The organism is Tsukamurella hominis (assembly GCF_965137015.1).
GTDB lineage: Bacteria > Actinomycetota > Actinomycetes > Mycobacteriales > Mycobacteriaceae > Tsukamurella > Tsukamurella hominis.
Genome location: NZ_CBCRZG010000006.1, coordinates 208,974 through 227,649, shown reverse-complemented (window position 1 = coordinate 227,649; position 18,676 = coordinate 208,974). Strand labels below are relative to the sequence as shown.

Below are 18,676 nucleotides of genomic sequence, written 5' to 3'. Positions count from 1 at the left end.
GGGACGGCGCACCTGGACGGTGGTGGGACGGTGCCGGCGGAGATCGCCCGCAACCTCATCGGCCGGGCCACCGCCGCCGGCGTCGCCTGGGTCAAGCGGCTGTACATCGCGCCCGAGTCGGGTGCGGTCGTCGGTATGGACTCCCGGGCCCGCTGTTTTCCTGATGGGCTGGCGGAGATGATCCGCGCCAGGGACCGGTACTGCCGGACCCCGTACTGCGACGCACCCATCGCGCACACCGACCACGTCGTTCCGCATGCGGCCGGTGGCCCTACCGGCTTCGCGAACGGTCAGGGGCTGTGCGCCGCGTGCAACTACGCCAAGGAAGCCACAGGCTGGAGCAGCCGGGTGGTGCCGGACGCGAGCGGACGGCACACCGTCGACACCCGAACACCGAGCGGACACCACCACCGGTCCACGGCACCGGAACAGGCGGCGTGAGTCAGCCGGCCTCGCCGATGGCGGGGCCGAGGATGTCGTCGGCGTCGACGATGCGGTAGGCGTAGCCCTGCTCCGCGAGGAAGCGCTGGCGGTGCGCGGCGTAGTCGGCGTCGAGGGTGTCCCGGGAGACGACGGAGTAGAAGTGCGCCGTGCCGCCGTCGTGCTTGGGGCGCAGGAGCCGGCCGAGGCGCTGCGCCTCCTCCTGTCGCGAGCCGAAGGTGCCTGAGACCTGCACTGCGACGGAGGCCTCCGGCAGGTCGATGGAGAAGTTCGCGACCTTGCTCACCACCAGGGTGGAGATCTCGCCCGCGCGGAACCGGTCGAACAGCGCCTCACGCTCCTTGTTCTTCACCGATCCGGTGATCACGGGGGCGTCGAGCTCGCGGCCCAGCTCCTCCAGCTGATCCAGGTAGGCGCCGATCACGAGCGTCGGTGCGCCCTTGTGCCGCTCCAGGATCGATTTCACCACGGCGATCTTCGTGTGGGCGGTAGAGGCCAACTGGTACCGCTCGTCCGGCTCGGCGGTCGCGTACTGCATGCGCTGGTTCTCGGTGAGCGTGACCCGCACCTCCACGCAGTCGGCGGGCGCGATCCACCCCTGCGCCTCGATGTCCTTCCACGGCGCGTCGTAGCGCTTCGGCCCGATGAGCGAGAAGACGTCGCCCTCGCGGCCGTCCTCGCGCACCAGGGTCGCGGTGAGGCCGAGCCGCCGGCGCGACTGCAGGTCGGCGGTCATCCGGAAGACGGGCGCGGGGAGCAGGTGCACCTCGTCGTAGATCATCAGGCCCCAGTCGCGCGAGTCGAACAGGTCGAGGTTCTTGTACTCGCCCTTCGACTTCCGCGTGAGCACCTGGTAGGTGGCGATGGTGACCGGGCGGATCTCCTTCTTCTCACCCGAGTACTCGCCGATCTCCTCCTCGGTGAGCGACGTGCGCGCCAGGAGTTCCCGCTTCCACTGCCGCCCCGCGACGGTGTTGGTCACCAGGATCAGCGTCGTGGCCTGCGCCCGCGCCATCGCGGCGGCGCCGACCATCGTCTTGCCCGCGCCGCAGGGCAGCACGACGACGCCGGAACCGCCCAGCCAGAACGAGTCCGCCGCGACCTTCTGGTAGTCGCGCAGCTCCCACGGGTCGGTCTCGGTGTCGAGCGCGATGGGGTGCGACTCTCCGTCCACGTAGCCGGCGAGATCCTCGGCTGGCCAGCCCACCTTGAGCAGCAGCTGCTTGAGATGGCCGCGCTCCGACGGGTGCACCACGACGGTGTCGTCGTCGATGCGGGCGCCGACCATCGGGGCGATCTTCTTGTGCCGCAGCACCTCCTCCAGCACCGCCCGGTCCAGCGACACCAGGGTGAGGCCGTGCACCGGGCTCTTCACCAGCTGCAGCCGGCCGTACCGGCTCATCGTGTCGACCACGTCGACCAGCAGCGGCTGCGGCACCGGGTAGCGGGAGAAGCTGACGAGAGCGTCCACCACCTGCTCCGCGTCGTGCCCCGCGGCGCGCGCGTTCCACAGCGCCAGCGGGGTCACGCGGTAGGTGTGCACGTGCTCCGGTGCGCGCTCGAGCTCGGCGAAGGGCGCGATCGCGGCGCGCGCGGCGCCCGCCAGCTCGTGGTCGACCTCCAGCAGGAGGGTCTTGTCGGACTGGACGATGAGGGGTCCGTCGGTCATCTATCCATTGTGCCGCGCCGGGCGGAACTCCTGCTCGTCGCCGTTGTCGCGGACCACGACGCCGGCCTCGCCGAGGCGCAGCCGCAGGTCGCGGGCGGTGGGCGCCCGCTTCTCGGCCCGGGCCACCGCGCGCTCGCGGAGCAGCGCTCTCACCTCGGGCGAGGCCTCGTCGCGGCCGTCGACGAAGCGCGTGTACTCGGCCTCGTACGGATCCGCGTCGCCGCGCCACGGATAGCCCGCGTCGGTGAGCGCCCGCGCCATCCCGGCCTTGGGCACCCCGTCGGTGCCGGCGGCGGCGAGGAGGCGGCCCCGTCGGTCCAGGAACGTCAGCTCCGCGCCCCGCCCAAGGAACGCCTCGCCGATCTCGTCGCGCGCCATCCACCGGCGGTGCCCGCCCGCGGCGAGCTCCACGTGATCGTCGGCGACGTTCAGCGCCGCGACCTCGTGCTGCCACGCCGCGACCAGGATGATGCCGCCGACCAGGCCCACGACGGTGAGGATCCCGGCGGCCACGCCCACCGGCAGCTGCGCGGCGACGCGGAGCGGCCCGGGGGAGCCGTCGAGGGTGCGCTCGAGCCAGCCGACGAGGCCGCGGACGATCAGGCCGAGGACGGCGCCGAGGGCAGTGGTGGCGGAGACCGTCGCGAGCTGCAGCGCGCGGGAGACCCCGACCGTCGTGGTGGGGGCGGCGGTGGTGGTCATGCGTTCTCCGTTCGCAGGTAGGCGAGGGCGGCGCGGCGCACGTCGGGCCGGACGTCGCCGTCCGCGAGGTGCGCGCCGTCGGTCATCGAGACGAGGAAGGCGGCGGCGTGGGCGGGGTCGAGGGCGGCGTCGAAGGCACCGTCGGCCTGGCCCCGCGCGATGATTTCGGCGAGCGCACCCCGGACCAGGCCGTCCGCGGCGACGACGATCTCGGCCAGCGCGGGGTCGGCGGGGACGCGGCGGATGACCTCGGCGACGAGACCCGGCGCGACGGGGTCCACGGCGGATTCGGCCAGCGCGTCGACCACGAGCGCGACGCCCGCGCGCGGGTCGGGTTCGGCGAGGGCCCGGTCGCGCAGTGCGGTGTTGCGCTCGACGTCGGCGTCGAAGAGCGCGCGGAACAGGCCGGCCTTGTCGGTGAAGTAGTAGAAGACGGTGCCGGAGCTGACCCCGGCGCGGGTCGCGATGTCCGCGGCGCGGGCGCGCTCGAAGCCGGCGGCGGAGAACTCCGCGGCCGCCGCGTCCAGGATGGCGGCGCGGCGGCGGGCGGTGAGCGCGGGGTCGACGGTGCGGGCCATGCCCCGAGGTTATCTATAACTGAGCAGTCAGTCAATTAATCGCTGAGCCGGCGGGCGAGCACCGGCACCACGATCGCGGCCGCGACCACGTGCGTGAGGATCAGCACCGCGGCCGACGCGGCGTCGAAGCCGAAGGTCACGTCCGGCACGACCGACAGGACGAGCAGCACGACGCAGGTGCGGACGAACGTCGACCGCGGGTGCCGCGCACGGCGCGCGAGCACCGCGGCGATGCCCGTGGCGATCAGCGAGAAGATCATCGTGAGCTGCGCGAACCCGAGCAGGGGGATGGAGGAACCGTCGGGCCCGGCGAAGGTGACGCCGGCGGCGGACGCGACCGCGGCGATCGCGGTCGTGGCGACCGACGCGACGACGGCGGCGCCGATGCCGTGCTTCCACACGGGCAGGCGGTCGGTGCGGACGGGCGCGGTGGTGGTGGCGGTGGTGCTCATGGCGTGCTCCTCAGCGGTGGTGACGGTGCCCGGGGTGGGCGCGTCCTACCCCTTCCACGAACGGGGCCGACGGATTTCGACATCGGCGCTGCGAAGAATTTCCGGGGGTGGTGTCGTATCGGTACGCCTGCGTTCGTAGTGAGGGTGAAGGGCGGCCACCGGGCCCCCTCGATCGAGAGGAACGACCATGACGCACTACCTGCTCTCCGTGCACGGCCCCGTCGAGCGCGGCGACTTCGGCGACTACGGCACCAAGGAGGCGATGGAGGAGGCCTTCGCGCGGACCGACGCCTTCAACGAGCAGCTCAAGGCCGACGGCTACTGGGTGTTCGCGGGCGGGCTCGCCGAGGCGACCACCGCCACCGTCGTCGACGGCCGCGGCGATAAGCCGATCATCACCGACGGCCCGTACCTCGAGTCGAAGGAGCTCATCGGCGGCTTCTGGGTGATCGACGCCCCCGACCTCGACGTCGCGCTGCGGCTCGCCGCCGAGGGCTCCAAGGCCTGCGGCGGCACCGTTGAGGTCCGCGCCTTCGACGGGCTGGCGTGACCGACGCCGGCACCGCGCTCGACCGGGTCTTCCGCGAGGAGTACGGCCGGGTCATCGCCTCGCTCGTCCGCCGCTTCGGCGACATCACGATCGCCGAGGAGGCAGCGGGCGAGGCGATCCTCGCCGCCGCCGAGAGGTGGCCCGAGTCCGGCATCCCGCCGAACCCCGGCGCCTGGCTCACCACCACCGCGGGCAACAGCGCGATCGACCGGATCCGGCGCGAGAGCCGGCGCGACGCCAAACACAGGGCGGCCGAGATGATCCACGACGACTCCGACCCCGAACCCACCGGCGCGGTCGAGGACGACCGGCTGCGGCTGATCTTCACGTGCTGCCACCCCGCGCTCGCCCCCGAGGCGCGGGTCGCCCTCACCCTGCGCCTGCTCGGCGGCCTGACGGTGCCGGAGATCGCGCGCGCCTTCCTCGTGCCCGAGACCACGATGGGCCAGCGCATCACCCGCGCCAAGAAGAAGATCGCCGCCGCCCGCATCCCGTACCGCGTGCCGGCCGCCGCCGACCTGCCCGACCGCACGGACGGGGTGCTGACGGTGCTGTTCCTCGTCTTCAACGAGGGCTACCTCGCCACCGGCGAGGGCGAGCCGATCCGCGCGGAGCTGACCGGGGAGGCGATCCGGCTCGCCCGGCTGATGCGGGCGTTGCTACCCGACGACCCCGAGGTCACCGGCCTGCTCGCGCTGATGCTGCTCACCGAGGCCCGCCGCGCGGCGCGGGTCCGCGGCGGGCAGCTCGTGCCGCTCGACGAGCAGGACCGCGCCGGCTGGGACCGCGCCGCCATCGCCGAGGGGCACGGTCTGGTCCGCGAGTGCCTCGCGATCAACCGGCCCGGCAGGTACCAGATCCTCGCCGCGATCGGCGCCGTGCACACCGACGCCCCGAGCGCCGACACCGTCGACTACGCGCAGGTCGTGGCGCTGTACGACCAGCTGCTGATGATCGACGCATCCCCGATCGTGCGACTCAACCGCGCGATCGCCGTCGCCGAGCTCGACGGGCCCGAGGTCGCGCTGGCGCTGGTCGATCCGCTCCCGCTGGACGGCTACCACCCCTGGCACGCCACCCGCGCGCACCTGCTGCGCAAGCTCGGGCGCACCACCGAGGCCAAGGACGCCTACGCCGCGGCGATCGCGGCCACCGGCAACACCGCCGAGCGCGCCTACCTCACCCGCAAGCGCGGCGAGCTGGTCTGACCTACTCCACCGGCTCCGCGGTGGTCACGCGGTGCAGGGCGAACCGGCGGGTCGCGTCACCGTCGAGCGCGGCGAGCTGCCCGTGCCGCACCGACTCGGGGACCACGACGTGCCGCGTGAACACCCCGTTCGCGTCCACGTAGCCCAGCCGCACCGGCGTGCCCTCGCCCGCCGCCGACTGGAGCAACGCCATCAGCTCCGGGCCCGACGTGCGGGGACCGTCGTCCGACGGGGCGTCCTGCCGGCGGATCTGCACCGCCGCGTCGGCCAGCTGATCGAGCGTGGGCTGCGCGGCCGGGGGACGTGGGCGCGGCGACGGCAGGCGGATCGCGGCGGGCCGCAGGTCGACGACGACGCCCCGCGAGTCCTCGGCCGCGGCGTTGAAACCGGCGGCCGCGAGCCCCGCGACCAGATCCGACAGCGGGACCTGGGCGATGAGCACCGTCGGCGCCACGGCCCGCAGCGCGAGCGCCTCCGCCGCGGGGGAGGCGAGCACCGCGGCGACGAGCGCCGGATCGTCGGAGCGCAGGAACGAGCCCGCGACGCCCGCGCGCAGGGCGCCGTGCCGCCGCGCGACGTCGTCGACCAGGTACGTCAGGCCCTGCGGCACGGGCGTCACCGAGTGCGCGACGAAGAAGGCGTGCACCTCCGCGGACGTGCGGCCGGCGTCGAGCGCGCGGCGCACCGAGGCGTCCGTCACGCGGTACACGGCGGCGCCGCCCGCCGATTCGAGGTCCGCGACCAGCGCGACCGCCGCCGCGAAGTCGTGCGTCGTGGGCCCGGGGATGGTCAGCGTCAGGTCGGCCTGGAGCAGGAACTCCTCGACGGGCTTGGGCAGCGCCGCGGCCATGGCCTGCGCGGGGTCGGTGGTGCGGGCCGCGCGGCCGGCGGAGGTGAGGGCCCCGCCGGCGACCAGGCCCACGATCTGCGCCTGCGCGACGATGGCGGCGACCGCGTCCAGCGTGAGCCGGCGGTACCAGGACGGGTGCGCGAACCGGAGGGCGGCGTGCAGGTCGGGCGCCGCGGGCGCGGCACCGGGCGGGGCGAGGGCCAGGGCCTCGAGCACGGCCGCGCGGTCCTGCGGGGCGACGGTGCTGCGCGCCGCCCGGTGCAGCGGCCCGACGATGCCCTCCTCGCCGCGGGTGCCGATCAGCGCGGGCTGCCGGCGCAGCTCCAACCAGGTCCGGGCGAGCAGGGCCCAGCGGTCGGCGGGCGCGGCGCGCAGCCACTCGTCGACGGCGACGGTCGGGGCGAACACCGAATCCTCCTCGCCGTCGAGCTCGCCCTCCGCGATGAGCGCGGCCGCGGCGAGGAGCTCCAGGAGGAGAGCGGCGCGGTCCTCCGCGAGGCCCGCGGCCTTCGCGACGCGGCGCAGCTCGCGGATGCCGATCCCGCCGGCCTTCACCCGCTGCGCCGGGACCGCGCCCAGCACGTCGAGCACGTCGTCGGCGTGCCGCAGCAACTCCAGCGCCGCGACCGCGCCGGCCCCGTCGGCGCCGGGCACGGGCGGACCGTCGAGCACGGGCGGCTTGAGCGAGGCGCCGAGGGGGAGCTCGCCCCGCAGCCGGGCGCGGACCTCCCACGGCAGCTCGACGGTCTGGTGGTCGACGCGGGCGAGCAGGCCGGAGGCGAGCATGCGCTGCACCGGATGGTCGGGGGAGGTGCCGGGGCCCGCCGCGGCGGTGCGGCCCAGCGGAGAGCCCTCGGCCAGGCGGTCCAGCAGGGCGCGCTCGTCGGGGCCCGCGGCGGCCAGGGCGGCGTCGATGGCGTCGAGGTCCGGCGGCGTCGTGAGCTGGGTCGAGCGCCACGGCAGCGCCTCGCGGGCGGCGGCCGTGGTGTGCAGGACGTCGTCGCCCCAGGCCAGCGCCAGGCCGCGCAGCTTGTCCGCCGACGCGAGCACCTGCTTCTTCAGCGCGCGGCCGCGGAGTCGGCGGGCGAGGGCGTCGGCGTCGAGCGGCTCGGCGAGGAGCAGCTCGAGGACGGCCAGGTCGGGGAGGGTGAGGCGCTCGGCGACGCGGCCCAGCGACGACGGGCTGTTCAGGCGGCTCGCCAGCACGGCGAAACCGGCGGGGACGGGCGTCGCGACGTCGCGCCGGGCGTCGAGCAGCGCCGCGATCTCGGCGTCGGTGCGCTCGCGCAGCCACGCCGCGGGCCCCGTCGACGACGTATTACTGCTCACCGATACAGCCTAGACACCGGGGCATGTCAGAATAGCGGCGTGTCTGAGACCTCGAATGCGAAGAAGCCCGGCTACGTCGACAACGGCTGGCCGCAGGCCGCCGACGGCCACGCCGAGCACGCCGTGAACGAGCTGGCCGCCCCGGTGGTCGGCGCGATGTCGCCGTTCGGCGAGCTGGAGTTCCCCCAGCAGCACATCCCGTACGTGCACCCGTCGACCCGGATCAACCGCTGACCGACAAGCTGACACACGTCGACGATGCGGGGGCCGCCCGCATGGTCGACGTGTCCGGCAAGGCCGTCACCGCCCGCACGGCGGTCGCGGCAGGGACCTTCCGTACCACCGAGGCCGTCGTCGCGGCGATCGCCGACGGTGCGGTCCCCAAGGGCGACGTGCTCGCCACCGCCCGCATCGCGGGCATCATGGCGGTCAAGCGCACGGCCGACCTGATCCCGCTGTGCCACCCGCTGCCGATCTCCGGCGTGACCGTCGACCTGGAGCCGTCGGGTGCGGAGATCGCCGTCACCGCCACCGTGCGCTGCACCGGCCGGACGGGCGTCGAGATGGAGGCGCTCACGGCCGTCGCGGTGGCCGGGCTGACCCTGCACGACATGGTCAAGGCCCTCGACCCCGCCGCCGTCATGACGGACGTCCGCGTGCTCACCAAGGACGGCGGCAAGACCGGCCACTGGGAGAGATCAGATGACTGAACCGCTCCGCCCGTCCCGCGACCGCTGCGCCACCGTCGTGGTCGCCTCCACCCGTGCCGCCCTCGGCGAGCGCGAGGACACCACCGGGCCCGCCATCGCGGCATGGCTCGGCGAGCGCGGCTTCGAGGTCTACGGGCCCGTCGTCGTGCCCGATGGCGAGGAGGTGGGCGCCGCGATCCGCTCCGCCGTCCGCCGCGGCGACGCCGTCGTGCTCACCACCGGCGGTACGGGACTCACGCCCTCCGACCGCACCCCCGAGGAGACGCGCGGGGCGCTCACGTTCGAGATCCCGGGCCTCGCCAACGCGATCCGCACGTCGGGCCTGCCGGATGTGCCGACGACGGTGCTCAGTCGCGGGCTCGCGGGCGTCGCGGGCTCGTCGCTCGTGGTGAATCTGCCGGGCTCGTCGGGCGGGGTCCGCGACGGCCTCGCCGTGCTCGACGGCGTGCTCGTTCACGCGCTCGACCAGATCCGCGGCGGCGACCATGGCTGAGAAGCCCGCGGCGGAGGTCGTCTTCGCCCGGGTGACCGAGGAGCCGATCGACTTGGCCGCGCACGAGGCGGCCGTGACGCGGCCCGAGGCGGGCGCTGTCGTCGGCTTCATCGGGGCCGTGCGCGATCACGACGGTGGCCGCGGCGTGACGGGCCTGGAGTACTCGGCGCACCCCACCGCGGAGCGCGTCATCGCGGAGGTCGTGCAGCGCGAGGCGGACGCCGCCGAGGGCGTGCGGGCGGTCGCGGTCTCGCATCGCGTGGGCCCGCTGGCGATCGGCGACGCGGCGCTCGTCGTCGCGGTCTCGGCCGATCACCGCGCGGCGGCCTTCGCGACCTGCGCGCGGATCGTCGACGCGGTCAAGGAGGCGCTCCCCGTGTGGAAGCACCAGCTGTTCCGGGACGGAACAGACGAGTGGGTCGGCAGCGCGTAGCCGCCGACCCACTCAGTGCCGGTTCTCGTTACGTGGTCACCGGATCCGGGCCCGCGCTGACCTTTGTGGGGCCGCACGAGCTCGGGTGATCAGGGGGGCGCCGAGGCGCCCGGGGCGACCGGCGGGCTACCGCCGGTGCGTCGCGGGGACGACGGGGCGGACCGGCGTGACGCCGGAGCCCGGGACGACGATGCCGGGGATGCCGACCGAGGCCGTCAGGCCCTGCGCGCCGATGCCGTTCGTGCCGACGCCCGCCGCGCTGCCGATGCCGCGCGCGCCCGCGCCGTTCGTGGTGACGCCGCCGGTGCTGCCGATGCCGTTCGCCGTGGCGATCGGGAAGCCCGTGCCGCCGACGACGGGGACCGCTGCGCCGCCGATGCCGGCGGGGATGGCCGCGCCGCCGATGCCGGCCGGGATGGCCGTGCCGCCGACGACCGGGATCGCTGCGCCACCGATGCCGGCGGGGACGGCCGCGCTACCGATGCCGGTGGGGACGGGGACGCCGCCCACGCGACCCGTGGGGACGTTCGCAGCGCCGGTGCCCGCGGGAACGGCCGCGGCGCCGGTGCCGGCGGCGCGGGTGGCGCCCGTGGCGGCGGGGACTGTCGCGCCGCCGATGCCGGCGGGCACGGCGATGCCGGCAGGCACGNCGATGCCGGCGGGNATGGCCGCGCCGCCCGTGCGGCCGCCGGGCGCGACGGCGCCCGAGCGGGCGCCGACGNCACCGAGGNCGGGGACCGCCACCGCGCCGACGCCCGGGACGTTCACGGCACCGTTGCCACCCGACACACCCGCGGGCCTCGCGGCTGCCGGCCTCGCGGGCCCGGGCTTGGCGGCCNCGGGCTTCGCGGGCGCGNCCGGGGCCGGGACGGGGACCACGGGGTTGCAGGGGCAGCCGGGGACCGCTCCGGCCGGCCCGGCGATGACGAGGCCAGCGGCGGCGATCAGGGCGCTGACTGCGGCGATCCTGCCAGCGGCGCGCGAGGAGCGGTGGCGAGCGATCATCGGAACTCTCTTTCCTGCAGACTTTGCAGTCGCGAATACGACGGGAGTGAACTTAGCAGGTCGTGTGCGAATGCAAAACGTTATCTCGCCGTGATCGCCGGAGTGTCGTCGCGCGGGGGCCGGTCTCGGTGCCGGAAACGCCGAGAGGGGCCGTCGGCGTGATGCCAACGGCCCCTCTCGGGACGTGCGTGGTGCAGTGGGGCTCAGTAGCCCTTGGCCGCGGCCTGCTGCAGCATGGCGAGCACGGCGGGGTCGACCTGCTGGCCGCCGCTCTGGGCCTGCGAGATGACCTGGTTGATGTACTGCGAGTTGACCGACTGACCGGCCTGCGCGACGGCCTGCGCGACGGGCTTGGCGGCGGGCTTCGCCGCCGGCTTGGCGACGGGCTTCGCAACCGGCTTGGCCACGGGCTTCGTAGCCGGCTTGGCGGCGGGCTTGCTGACGGGCTTCGTGACCGGCTTGGTGGTGCCGGTGTCCGTCGGGGAGACGGTGCGCGGGGTCGGCGAGCCGAGGCCGGTGCCGCAGGAGGGCCATGCGCCCTTGCCCTGGCCGGCGAGGACCTTCTCGGCGATCGCGATCTGCTGCGCGCGGCTGGCCTGGTTGGCGGTGGGGGCGTACTGCGTGCCGCCGTAGGAGGCCCACGTGGACGGGCTGAACTGCAGGCCACCGTGGTAGCCGTTGCCCGTGTTGATGGCCCAGTTGCCGCCGGACTCGCACGCGGCGACCTGGTCCCACTGGGAATCGGGGGCGGCGTTCGCGGCGGGGGCGGCGAGCGCGAGACCCGCGCCACCCAGCATCGCGCCGGCGGCGGCGACCTTGGCGGCGCTCAGGCTGGTGGTGGACTGCTTGCGGTGACGACCGGTCATCGTGTGAAGTCTTTCCTCTCTACGCGCGTGCGAAGTTAGCTGTCGGGTTCGAGCGAGAGGCTGCTCGGCCGGTTGCCCGGCTTGACCCCTAGGGCGTGTGCCCTGCGGCCTCGCGGCCGCGGATGGTTCCTCCGCCTTCGTCCAGGTGTAGATCGTGGTGCACTTCCCGAATCGGACACTGGACGAAGCTCTGCGCTGCGAACGATCGGGTGGCTGCTGCTGCGGCCCTCAGCGACGGTAACAGAACCCGCCCCGTGGCCCAACCGTTACCGGACCGTGATTTTGCGATGTGTGACTGATGTCACTCGTCGTACGGGTATGGGTCAGCCGCCGGCGAAGGGCGGCAGCACGTCGAGCATCGCGCCGGCCGCGGGCGCCGCGACGTCGCGCACCGCCACCTCGTCGAGCAGGAAGCTGCAGCGCGTGAGCACCCGGCCGAGGTCGGGGTGGCGCGCGGCGAGGAGGTCGGCGACGTCGGCGACCGTGGCACCGTCGGGCACCGGGACCGTCTCCTCCGGCACGCCGGCCGCGGCGCGCGCGGCGGCGAAGTAACGGATCAGCACCCGTCAGCCCCCGATCGCGCTCATGGGGCGGGCGGGCTGCAGGAAGGACGGATCGTCGATGCCGTGACCGGCCTGCTTGCCGAGCATCGCGGCGAGCCACGCGTCGGCGATCTCGGTGTCCGACGCGCCGCCGCGGAGCAGGGGTTTGAGGTCGGTCTCGTCGGCGGCGAACAGGCACGTGCGGATCTGGCCGTCCGCCGTCAGGCGCACGCGGTCGCAGTCCCCGCAGAACGGCCGCGTGACCGAGGCGATGACGCCGACCGTCGCCGGGCCACCGTCGACCAGGAAGCGCTCGGCGGGGGCGCTGCCGCGCGGCTCCCCGTCGGGCGTGAGGGTGAACTCGCGGCGCAGCTCGGCCAGGATGTGCTCGGCCGTGATCATGGTGTTCCGGTCCCACGTGTGGTCGGCGTCGAGCGGCATGTGCTCGATGATCCGCAGTTCGTAGCCCGCGTCGAGGGAGAGCCGCAGCAGGGGGCGCGCGTCGTCGAGCCGCCCGGGGCCGAGGACGGCGTTGACCTTCACCGGGGTGAGGCCGGCGTCGGCGGCGGCGCGCAGACCGGCCAGGGCGTCGTCGAGGCGGTCGCGGCGGGTGACCTTCGCGTACTCCTCCCGGTCGACGGTGTCGAGGGAGACGTTCACGCGGTCCAGGCCCGCGCCGGCGAGCTTGGCCGCGTGCCGGGCCAGCGACAGCCCGTTCGTGGTCAGCGAGAGCTCGGGCCGCGGCTCCAGCGCCGCGGCGTGCGCGACGATGCGGTCGAGGTCGGCGCGCAGCAACGGCTCGCCGCCGGTGAATCGGATCTCCGTGATTCCGAGGTCGCGGACGCCGATGGTGATGAGCCGGTCGATCTCCGGCCCCGTCAGCACGTGGTCGTTGGCGAGCCAGGGGAGGCCCTCGGCGGGCATGCAGTAGGTGCACCGCAGGTTGCACCGGTCGGTGAGGGAGACCCGTAGGTCGCGTGCGACGCGCCCGTAGCGGTCGACCAGCGGCCTCATGGCCGGGGCTCGCCGTCTCCGGCCCGACCGCCGAGGACCACCGCGATCACGCCGACGAGGAAACCGACGGGCGCGAGCGGCGTCAGCGCGTACACCCAGGTGGGGGCGGTGGTTCCGTCCGAGAGGAGCGGCGTGAGGAAGAGGGCCGCGATCGCGATCAGCCCGATCGCGAACAGTGCGATCGCGGCGGAGACGGCGACGGAAACGAACTTGCCCATGCCCTCTAGACTAGTCCCAGTGCGTCCCGCCGTTCGCGGGGCGCGTTTTGTTGTTCTTAGTGCAGAGCGGGTGATGACGGTGCCTACCGGCAAGGTCAAGTGGTACGACACGGACAAGGGTTTCGGCTTCCTCTCCCAGGAGGGCGGGGAGGACGTGTACGTCCGTTCCTCCGCGCTGCCCGACGGTACCGACGGGCTCAAGCAGGGCCAGCGCGTCGAGTTCAGCATGGCCGCGGGACGTCGCGGCCCGCAGGCGCTGACGGTGACCGTGCTCGAGCCCGCCCCCAGCGTCTCCCGCGGCGGCGCGGCTGCCCAGCGCGGCCGCCGGCCGGCGGCAAACCGTCGACCTGCCGAGGACCTGAACGTGCTGATCGAGGACATGATCCAGCTGCTCGACGTGGGCGTGCAGCCCGAGCTGCGCAAGGGGCGCTATCCGGACCGCAAGGCCTCCGAGCAGATCGCCAAGGTGCTCCGCGAGATCGCTCGGGAGCTGGACTCCTAGCTTTCCGCTCCCGCCGCGCGGGGGGCCAGTAGCGGCAGGAAGCACTCGTCCACGATCTCGGCGATGTCCTCGGGCGGCACGGGGCGTAGTGTCATCGCCATCTGGTGTCGCACGAGGTCGGCGGGGAGGCGCACGATCCGGTCGGTGACCCGTGCCGGGTCGACCTCGCCGCGCCCGATCGCCCGGGTGACGGCCTCCTGCATGGACCCCGCACGCGGCCCGACCATGAGTTCCCGCAGGTCCGCGGGGGAGTCCCCGGACTCGGCGAAGAAGTCGCCGAGGCGTGTCTGCAGCAGGATCATCAGCTCCACGCGGTGTTCCGACATCGCGCGCAGGAGCGCGATCGCATCGCCGCGCAGGGTGCCGGTGTCGGGCGGGTCCGCCACGGGCGGGCCGCCGCGGTGGGTCACCGCGGCGCGCAGGAGCTCGACCCGCCCGGGCCAGCGGCGGTACAGCACCGAGCGCGACGTCCCGGCGCGCGCGGCGACGGCCTCCAGGGTGAAGTCGCCGTAGCCGCCGTCGGCGAGTTGGTCCCACGCCGCGTCCAGGATCGCCTCTTCGAGCGCCGCGCCGCGGCGGCGGGTGCGCGGCGCATCCGGCATTGAGTCCACTTGCGTATCTTATCAACGTGGCGCACATTAGATACGTGACTGTATCTAATGCGGCGACCTCGACGCGCTCGATGCGCGCGCTCATCGCCACCCTCGTCCTCGGCGCCTTCGCCCCGATCCTGGACACGACGATGCTGACCATCGCGGTGCACACGCTGGTGATCGACCTGCGTACCGACATCGCCACCATCCAGTGGGTGAGCACCTCCTATCTGCTCGCGCTCGTCGTCACGATCCCGCTGTGCGGCTGGCTCGACGCCCGCCTCGGGGGCCGCCGCCTGTGGGTGGCGGCGCTCGTCGTCTTCGCCGTCGGCTCCGCGCTGTGCGCCGCGAGTTGGAGTCCTTTGAGCCTCATCGTCTTCCGCACGCTGCAGGGCGCCGCCGCCGGCGTGCTGATGACGAACATGCAGACGATCGCCGTGCGCGCGGCCGGCGGCGGTTCGGTCGCGCGGGTCACCGCCGCGCTCGGCGTGCCCATCGCGCTCGGGCCCTTGATCGGCCCCGTCGTGGGCGGCGCGTTGCTGCACTGGGCGGACTGGCGCTGGATGTTCGCGATCAACGTCCCGCTGTGCGTGCTCGCCGTCGTGGCGGCGCTGCGGGTACTGCCGGACGATGCGCCGGGCGGGTCCGTCCCGCCGCTGGACCGCACCGGTCTGGCGCTGCTCGCACCGGGGATCGTCCTCACCTTCTACGGGCTCGCGGAGCTGGCGGAGGGCCGCACGTCGGGCGTTCTTCTGGTGGTCGTGGCGTCGGGGGCGGCGCTGATCGCAGCGTTCGGCGTGCATGCAGGGCGCATCGGCGACCGCGCCCTCGTGCGCGTGCGACTGCTGCGCGTCCCGACCGTTGCCGAGTCGACGCTGGCGAGCCTCGTCGCGGGTGGCGCGCTCATGGGAACGATGTTCCTGTTGCCGCTGTACTGGCAGACGGTCCGCGGCGACGGCGCGCTCGCGACGGCGCTGCTCCTCGCGCCCCAGGCCGTCGGGGCGTTCGTGCCGCGGTTCTTCGTCGGCGGGCTGGTGGACCGCTTCGGTCCGCGTCCGGTGGCCGTCTCGGCGCTCGCGCTGATGGCGGCCGCGACGGTGCCCTTCGCCTTCGTCACGGCCGGCACGAACCCGGTCGTGCTCGCGCTCGTGCTGTTCGTGCGCGGGCTGGGACTCGGCGCGGTGCTCGTCCCGATCCTGTCGGCGGCGTACACCGGGCTCTCGCGCGATCAGTTCCCGCACGCCTCGATGTTCACCCGCGGCGCGCAGCAGCTCGGCGGCGCGATCGGCGTCGCGGCGGTGGCGGTCGTCCTGCACGCGGGTCTCGCCGACGGCCCCGCCGAGGCCGCGCTGCACCCGGCGTTCTGGGTGATGGCGGCGGTCACCGCGCTCGGCGTCGTCCCCGCACTCCGCCTGCCGGGGCGGGCGGACCGGACCGGGTGAGGCTCAGTGGTCGGTCACGGCTTCTGGACGAGCGCGAAGTCCTTGGGCGTCGTGTCGATGCCCCAGACGGCCTGCGCGATGAGGTTGCCCGACGCGTCCTGGTACTGCGACGGGACGTTGATCTCGACGGCCGCGACCCACAGGTCCTCGGTCGACTTGAGCACGAGCGTCGCCTCGGCGGGATCGACGTGGGTGATGGTGTCGAGCTTCGCCTGGCCGCGCTTCGCGTCGTAGCGCTGCACCGTGAGGAACCAGGGGCGCTCGGTGATGTACTCGGGCAGCGAGATGACGATCGCCTGGCCGAACTCCACCGGCAGCTTCACGGGGCGCTGCGCGGTGTCGCACGCCGACGCCTGGACGTTGGTGCAGAACTGCATCGGCGCGACGTTGAGCAGGCGGTCCCCGACGGTGGCCTGCAGCGTGGGCCGGGGCTTCGGCTCCTCCCGCTTCTCGAGCCCGGCGACGATGGTGAAGGCGAACAGCACCGCCGCTGCGACGACGAACACCGCGCCGGCGAGGAGGAGCTTCGGGCTGGGCTTGATCATCTTCAGACACCGTTCATCGTGGGTGGGACGTGTTCCGGCCGCTTGCCGCCGAAGTTCGGGATCAGCGAGCCGCCGCGGTAGGTGAGCACCGTCTGCACGGTGCCGACGACCATGATCGCGGCGACGGTCGCGAAGCCGATCCACAGCGTGGGCGGCAGCAGCACGCCGAGCGCGGCGCCGCCGACCCAGCCGAGCTGCAGCGCCGTCTCGGACCGGCCGAAGGCGGAGGCGCGGGACTCGTCGGGCAGGTCGTCCTGGATGGACGCGTCGAGCGAGACCTTGCCGAGCGCCGAGACCCCGGATGCGACGAAGGTCACGGCGGCGATGACGACGAGGTTGCCGAAGACCGCCGCGACGATCGCGCCGACGGTGGCCGCGACCGTTGCCTGCACGACGATGCGCGCGGGCCGCGGCAGCTGCAGTCGGGCGCCGATGCCGTTGCCGATGAAGTTGCCGATGCCGGCGGCGGCGCCGACCGCGCCGATCATGAGCAGGGACTCGGTGGCGGAGCCGCCCGCCGCCTGCTGGGCCTTGCTGTAGAAGGCGATGTAGAGCGTGAGGAAGCCGGTGAGCACGCGGATGGTGGTGTTGCCCCACAGCCCGGTGACCACGCTCCGGCCGAGCGGCACCCGCAGGTTCTTGAACGCCGCGCCGAGTTTCGTGCGCCCGCTCTCCGCATCCTGCCCGCGATCAGTCCGCCCCCGGTCCGCCTGCGCGCGCTCCGCGTCGCGGGCCATCGCGCCGGTGTAGGACAGCGTCGTCGGCACCTCGCCCGCGGTGCTCTCGACCCGCTTCGGGATGCGCATGCACAGCACCGCGCCGAGCACGGCGAACACCATGAGCGCGTACATGCCGCCGGGGATGTGCAGCATCCGGCTGAGCCCGAACTCGGCGCCCGTGGCGATCGCGCCGCCCAGGCCCGAGCCCACGACCAGCCCGAACAGCGTAAGACGCGAGTTCACCCGGGCCAGATCGATCGACGGGGGCAGCACCCGCGGGACCACCGCGGATTTGAGCACCGAGAACGATTTACTCATCACCATCATCGCGAGAGCGCAGGGATAGAGCACCCACGGATCGAAGTTGACGGTGTTGGCTATCGGGTCGTACTCGCAGTTCGTGATGAGCAGCACCGCCAGCGCGACGCGGATCCCGAAGGACGCGGCCAGCGCCACCCGGCGCCCGTGCTGGATGCGGTCCAGCAACGGCCCCATGAACGGCGCGATGATCGCGAAGGGCGCGATGTTCACCAGCAGGTACAGCGCGACCTTGGACTTCGACTCGGCCTGCGCCGCCGCGAAGAACAGGGTGTTCGCCAGCGCGACCATCATCGCGGCATCCACGGCGTTGTTGAGGATCACCGGGTAGGTGAGCGCGGTCAGGCCGGACTTGTCGGCACCGTCGGCCTTGGTGGCCTGGTGCCATTTGGCGATCCCGGCCTCGGTGATCTCGCGGCTGCGCATGGCCGCCACCCGGGTGACGGTGATCTTGCGCGGCATCCGCCGCTGCTCCTCCTCCGCCGCGCGCCGGTCGGAGGCCGACGGGGTGTCCTCGAGCGGGGGGAGGTGGTGGTTGGAGGTGTACTGCGGGCGGGTTTCACCGCCCGCCCCCTGCCGCACGGACTGCCCGCTGTGGGCGTGCGGCGTCGGCCCCGGACGGCGCCGGGGCTCGTCGGGGGGGTACTGCTGCTGCCCCGGATGACCGCTCACACGGACCATTGTTCCGCATCCGCGACGGTGCCGTCCGCAGGGGCGTGTGCCGCCCGCCTGCACCTGCGCCTCCGGCATCCGGCACAATCGGACGGGTGAGTTCCGCATTGCAGTCAGGTGCCGCGGTCGACCTCGCGCGCGCCGTACTGGAGGCCGACGAGGGCGCCCGGGTGGGCGCGCACGTCGCCACGGTGGTCGAGGACGAGTTCGCGGTGGCCCATTACTTCGAGGCCGACCTGCCCGCGTACCGCGGCTGGCAGTGGTGCGCCGTGATCGCCGCCACCCCCGGCGGCGAGCTCACGGTGTCCGAGACGGCGCTGCTGCCGGGCCCCGGTTCCCTCACCGCGCCCGAGTGGGTGCCGTGGGAGGAGCGCATCCGCGCGGGCGACCTGGCCCCCGGCGACGTGCTGCCGCCCCGCGAGAACGACGCCCGCATCGAGCCCGGCCACACCCTCTCCGGCGACCCGGCCGTCGACGAGGTGGCGGGCGAGATCGGCGTGAACCTCGAGCGCGTGATGTCGCGGTTCGGCCGGATCGACGCCGCTGAGCGGTGGCTGGCCGGCGACTTCGGCCCGGAGTCGGAGATGGCCCGCGCCACCCGCTACCACTGCGGCGATTGCGCCTTCTTCCTCCCGCTGGCCGGCGCCCTGGGTGCGGCCTTCGGCGCCTGCGGCAACGAGTACTCGGCCGACGGCCACGTTGTGCACGCGCACTACGGCTGCGGCGCGCACTCCTCGGTCACGGCACCGTCGGGCCAGGGGAGCCCCGCGTACGAGCCCTACGACGACGGCGCCGTCGAGAAGGTCCCCGCCGAGCAGGCCTGAC

The 18,676-nt window shown here is 73.8% G+C and carries 22 protein-coding genes and 1 riboswitch; of the genes, 10 read left to right on the top strand and 12 right to left on the bottom strand.

The window, feature by feature from the left end:
• Nucleotides 1-441, top strand: a 441-nt coding sequence (locus ACM9LD_RS11145; protein ID WP_415676717.1) for an HNH endonuclease, incomplete at its 5' end; no start/stop codon positions are given.
• A gap of 1 nt (nt 442) precedes the next feature.
• On the opposite strand, the gene ACM9LD_RS11140 is transcribed toward ACM9LD_RS11145, so the two are convergent.
• From ACM9LD_RS11140 to ACM9LD_RS11125, 4 genes are read right to left on the bottom strand one after another with little or no spacing between them, the layout of a single operon-like run.
• The gene (locus tag ACM9LD_RS11140; RefSeq protein WP_415676716.1) at nt 443-2,110 is read right to left on the bottom strand and encodes a DNA repair helicase XPB; all 1,668 of its coding nucleotides are present in this window, start codon (nt 2,108-2,110) and stop codon (nt 443-445) included.
• On the bottom strand, nt 2,111-2,812 hold the full coding sequence (locus tag ACM9LD_RS11135; protein WP_415676715.1) for a YqeB family protein: 702 nt from the start codon (nt 2,810-2,812) through the stop codon (nt 2,111-2,113).
• The gene (locus tag ACM9LD_RS11130) at nt 2,809-3,390 is read right to left on the bottom strand and encodes a TetR/AcrR family transcriptional regulator (RefSeq protein ID WP_415676714.1); all 582 of its coding nucleotides are present in this window, start codon (nt 3,388-3,390) and stop codon (nt 2,809-2,811) included. Before ACM9LD_RS11130 ends, ACM9LD_RS11135 begins: the two co-directional genes overlap by 4 nt.
• A 35-nt stretch (nt 3,391-3,425) precedes the next feature.
• Nucleotides 3,426-3,842 (bottom strand): DUF6069 family protein, encoded by a 417-nt coding sequence (locus ACM9LD_RS11125; protein ID WP_415676713.1) that lies wholly within the window; start codon nt 3,840-3,842, stop codon nt 3,426-3,428.
• Nucleotides 3,843-4,029: 187 nt separating this feature from the next.
• Here ACM9LD_RS11125 and ACM9LD_RS11120 point away from each other — a divergent pair, with 187 nt between their 5' ends.
• Together ACM9LD_RS11120 and ACM9LD_RS11115 are read left to right on the top strand one after the other, a co-directional pair.
• The gene (locus ACM9LD_RS11120; protein ID WP_013125490.1) at nt 4,030-4,392 is read left to right on the top strand and encodes a YciI family protein; all 363 of its coding nucleotides are present in this window, start codon (nt 4,030-4,032) and stop codon (nt 4,390-4,392) included.
• Nucleotides 4,389-5,600, top strand: a complete 1,212-nt coding sequence (locus ACM9LD_RS11115; protein ID WP_415676712.1) for an RNA polymerase sigma factor — start codon at nt 4,389-4,391, stop codon at nt 5,598-5,600. Before ACM9LD_RS11120 ends, ACM9LD_RS11115 begins: the two co-directional genes overlap by 4 nt.
• 1 nt (nt 5,601) lies before the next feature.
• On the opposite strand, the gene ACM9LD_RS11110 is transcribed toward ACM9LD_RS11115, so the two are convergent.
• A complete protein-coding gene (locus tag ACM9LD_RS11110) occupies nt 5,602-7,779 on the bottom strand; it encodes a helicase-associated domain-containing protein (protein ID WP_415676711.1) in 2,178 nt (725 codons plus the stop codon).
• Between the two features lie 39 nt (nt 7,780-7,818).
• On the opposite strand from ACM9LD_RS11110, the gene ACM9LD_RS11105 reads away from it, so the two are divergent.
• Genes ACM9LD_RS11105 through ACM9LD_RS11090 form a run of 4 tightly spaced genes read left to right on the top strand, consistent with a single transcriptional unit; the run spans nt 7,819 to nt 9,415 of the window.
• Nucleotides 7,819-8,013, top strand: coding sequence for a hypothetical protein (locus tag ACM9LD_RS11105; RefSeq protein ID WP_224646928.1), 195 nt, complete (start codon nt 7,819-7,821; stop codon nt 8,011-8,013).
• Nucleotides 8,014-8,054: 41 nt separating this feature from the next.
• On the top strand, nt 8,055-8,489 hold the full coding sequence (gene moaC, locus ACM9LD_RS11100) for a cyclic pyranopterin monophosphate synthase MoaC (RefSeq protein WP_336669936.1): 435 nt from the start codon (nt 8,055-8,057) through the stop codon (nt 8,487-8,489).
• Complete coding sequence (locus ACM9LD_RS11095) at nt 8,482-8,982, top strand: MogA/MoaB family molybdenum cofactor biosynthesis protein (protein WP_068524110.1); 501 nt, start codon at nt 8,482-8,484, stop codon at nt 8,980-8,982. Before moaC ends, ACM9LD_RS11095 begins: the two co-directional genes overlap by 8 nt.
• On the top strand, nt 8,975-9,415 hold the full coding sequence (locus ACM9LD_RS11090; RefSeq protein WP_415676710.1) for a molybdenum cofactor biosynthesis protein MoaE: 441 nt from the start codon (nt 8,975-8,977) through the stop codon (nt 9,413-9,415). The genes ACM9LD_RS11095 and ACM9LD_RS11090 overlap by 8 nt, the downstream gene beginning before the upstream one ends.
• Before the next feature lie 1,208 nt (nt 9,416-10,623).
• Here the strand turns inward: ACM9LD_RS11090 and ACM9LD_RS11085 are convergent.
• The 4 genes from ACM9LD_RS11085 to ACM9LD_RS11070 form a co-directional block, all read right to left on the bottom strand.
• A complete protein-coding gene (locus tag ACM9LD_RS11085; protein ID WP_415676709.1) occupies nt 10,624-11,286 on the bottom strand; it encodes a transglycosylase family protein in 663 nt (220 codons plus the stop codon).
• Between the two features lie 10 nt (nt 11,287-11,296).
• Nucleotides 11,297-11,458: riboswitch (cyclic di-AMP (ydaO/yuaA leader) on the bottom strand.
• A gap of 151 nt (nt 11,459-11,609) precedes the next feature.
• Complete coding sequence (locus tag ACM9LD_RS11080) at nt 11,610-11,849, bottom strand: MoaD/ThiS family protein (protein WP_415676708.1); 240 nt, start codon at nt 11,847-11,849, stop codon at nt 11,610-11,612.
• A gap of 3 nt (nt 11,850-11,852) precedes the next feature.
• Nucleotides 11,853-12,842, bottom strand: coding sequence for a GTP 3',8-cyclase MoaA (moaA, locus tag ACM9LD_RS11075; RefSeq protein WP_415676707.1), 990 nt, complete (start codon nt 12,840-12,842; stop codon nt 11,853-11,855).
• Nucleotides 12,839-13,060: a hypothetical protein gene (locus tag ACM9LD_RS11070; RefSeq protein WP_415676706.1), complete on the bottom strand. Its 222-nt coding sequence runs from the start codon at nt 13,058-13,060 to the stop codon at nt 12,839-12,841. The genes moaA and ACM9LD_RS11070 overlap by 4 nt, the downstream gene beginning before the upstream one ends.
• A gap of 79 nt (nt 13,061-13,139) precedes the next feature.
• Between ACM9LD_RS11070 and ACM9LD_RS11065 the strand changes: the two genes are divergently transcribed.
• Nucleotides 13,140-13,562 (top strand): cold-shock protein, encoded by a 423-nt coding sequence (locus ACM9LD_RS11065; RefSeq protein WP_415676727.1) that lies wholly within the window; start codon nt 13,140-13,142, stop codon nt 13,560-13,562.
• On the opposite strand, the gene ACM9LD_RS11060 is transcribed toward ACM9LD_RS11065, so the two are convergent.
• Nucleotides 13,559-14,164: a TetR/AcrR family transcriptional regulator gene (locus ACM9LD_RS11060; protein ID WP_415676726.1), complete on the bottom strand. Its 606-nt coding sequence runs from the start codon at nt 14,162-14,164 to the stop codon at nt 13,559-13,561. The genes ACM9LD_RS11065 and ACM9LD_RS11060 overlap by 4 nt on opposite strands.
• 44 nt (nt 14,165-14,208) lie before the next feature.
• On the opposite strand from ACM9LD_RS11060, the gene ACM9LD_RS11055 reads away from it, so the two are divergent.
• Nucleotides 14,209-15,597 (top strand): DHA2 family efflux MFS transporter permease subunit, encoded by a 1,389-nt coding sequence (locus tag ACM9LD_RS11055; protein WP_415676705.1) that lies wholly within the window; start codon nt 14,209-14,211, stop codon nt 15,595-15,597.
• A 14-nt stretch (nt 15,598-15,611) separates the two neighbouring features.
• Here ACM9LD_RS11055 and ACM9LD_RS11050 read toward each other — a convergent pair whose 3' ends face one another.
• Both ACM9LD_RS11050 and ACM9LD_RS11045 read right to left on the bottom strand, forming a co-directional pair.
• The gene (locus tag ACM9LD_RS11050) at nt 15,612-16,142 is read right to left on the bottom strand and encodes a DUF2771 family protein (protein ID WP_415676704.1); all 531 of its coding nucleotides are present in this window, start codon (nt 16,140-16,142) and stop codon (nt 15,612-15,614) included.
• 2 nt (nt 16,143-16,144) lie between these two features.
• On the bottom strand, nt 16,145-17,860 hold the full coding sequence (locus tag ACM9LD_RS11045) for an MFS transporter (RefSeq protein ID WP_415676703.1): 1,716 nt from the start codon (nt 17,858-17,860) through the stop codon (nt 16,145-16,147).
• Between the two features lie 86 nt (nt 17,861-17,946).
• On the opposite strand from ACM9LD_RS11045, the gene ACM9LD_RS11040 reads away from it, so the two are divergent.
• Nucleotides 17,947-18,675 carry a DUF3027 domain-containing protein gene (locus tag ACM9LD_RS11040; RefSeq protein ID WP_415676702.1) on the top strand — a complete coding sequence of 243 codons (729 nt, stop codon included), beginning with the start codon at nt 17,947-17,949 and terminating at the stop codon, nt 18,673-18,675.
• Nucleotide 18,676 lies beyond the last annotated feature (1 nt).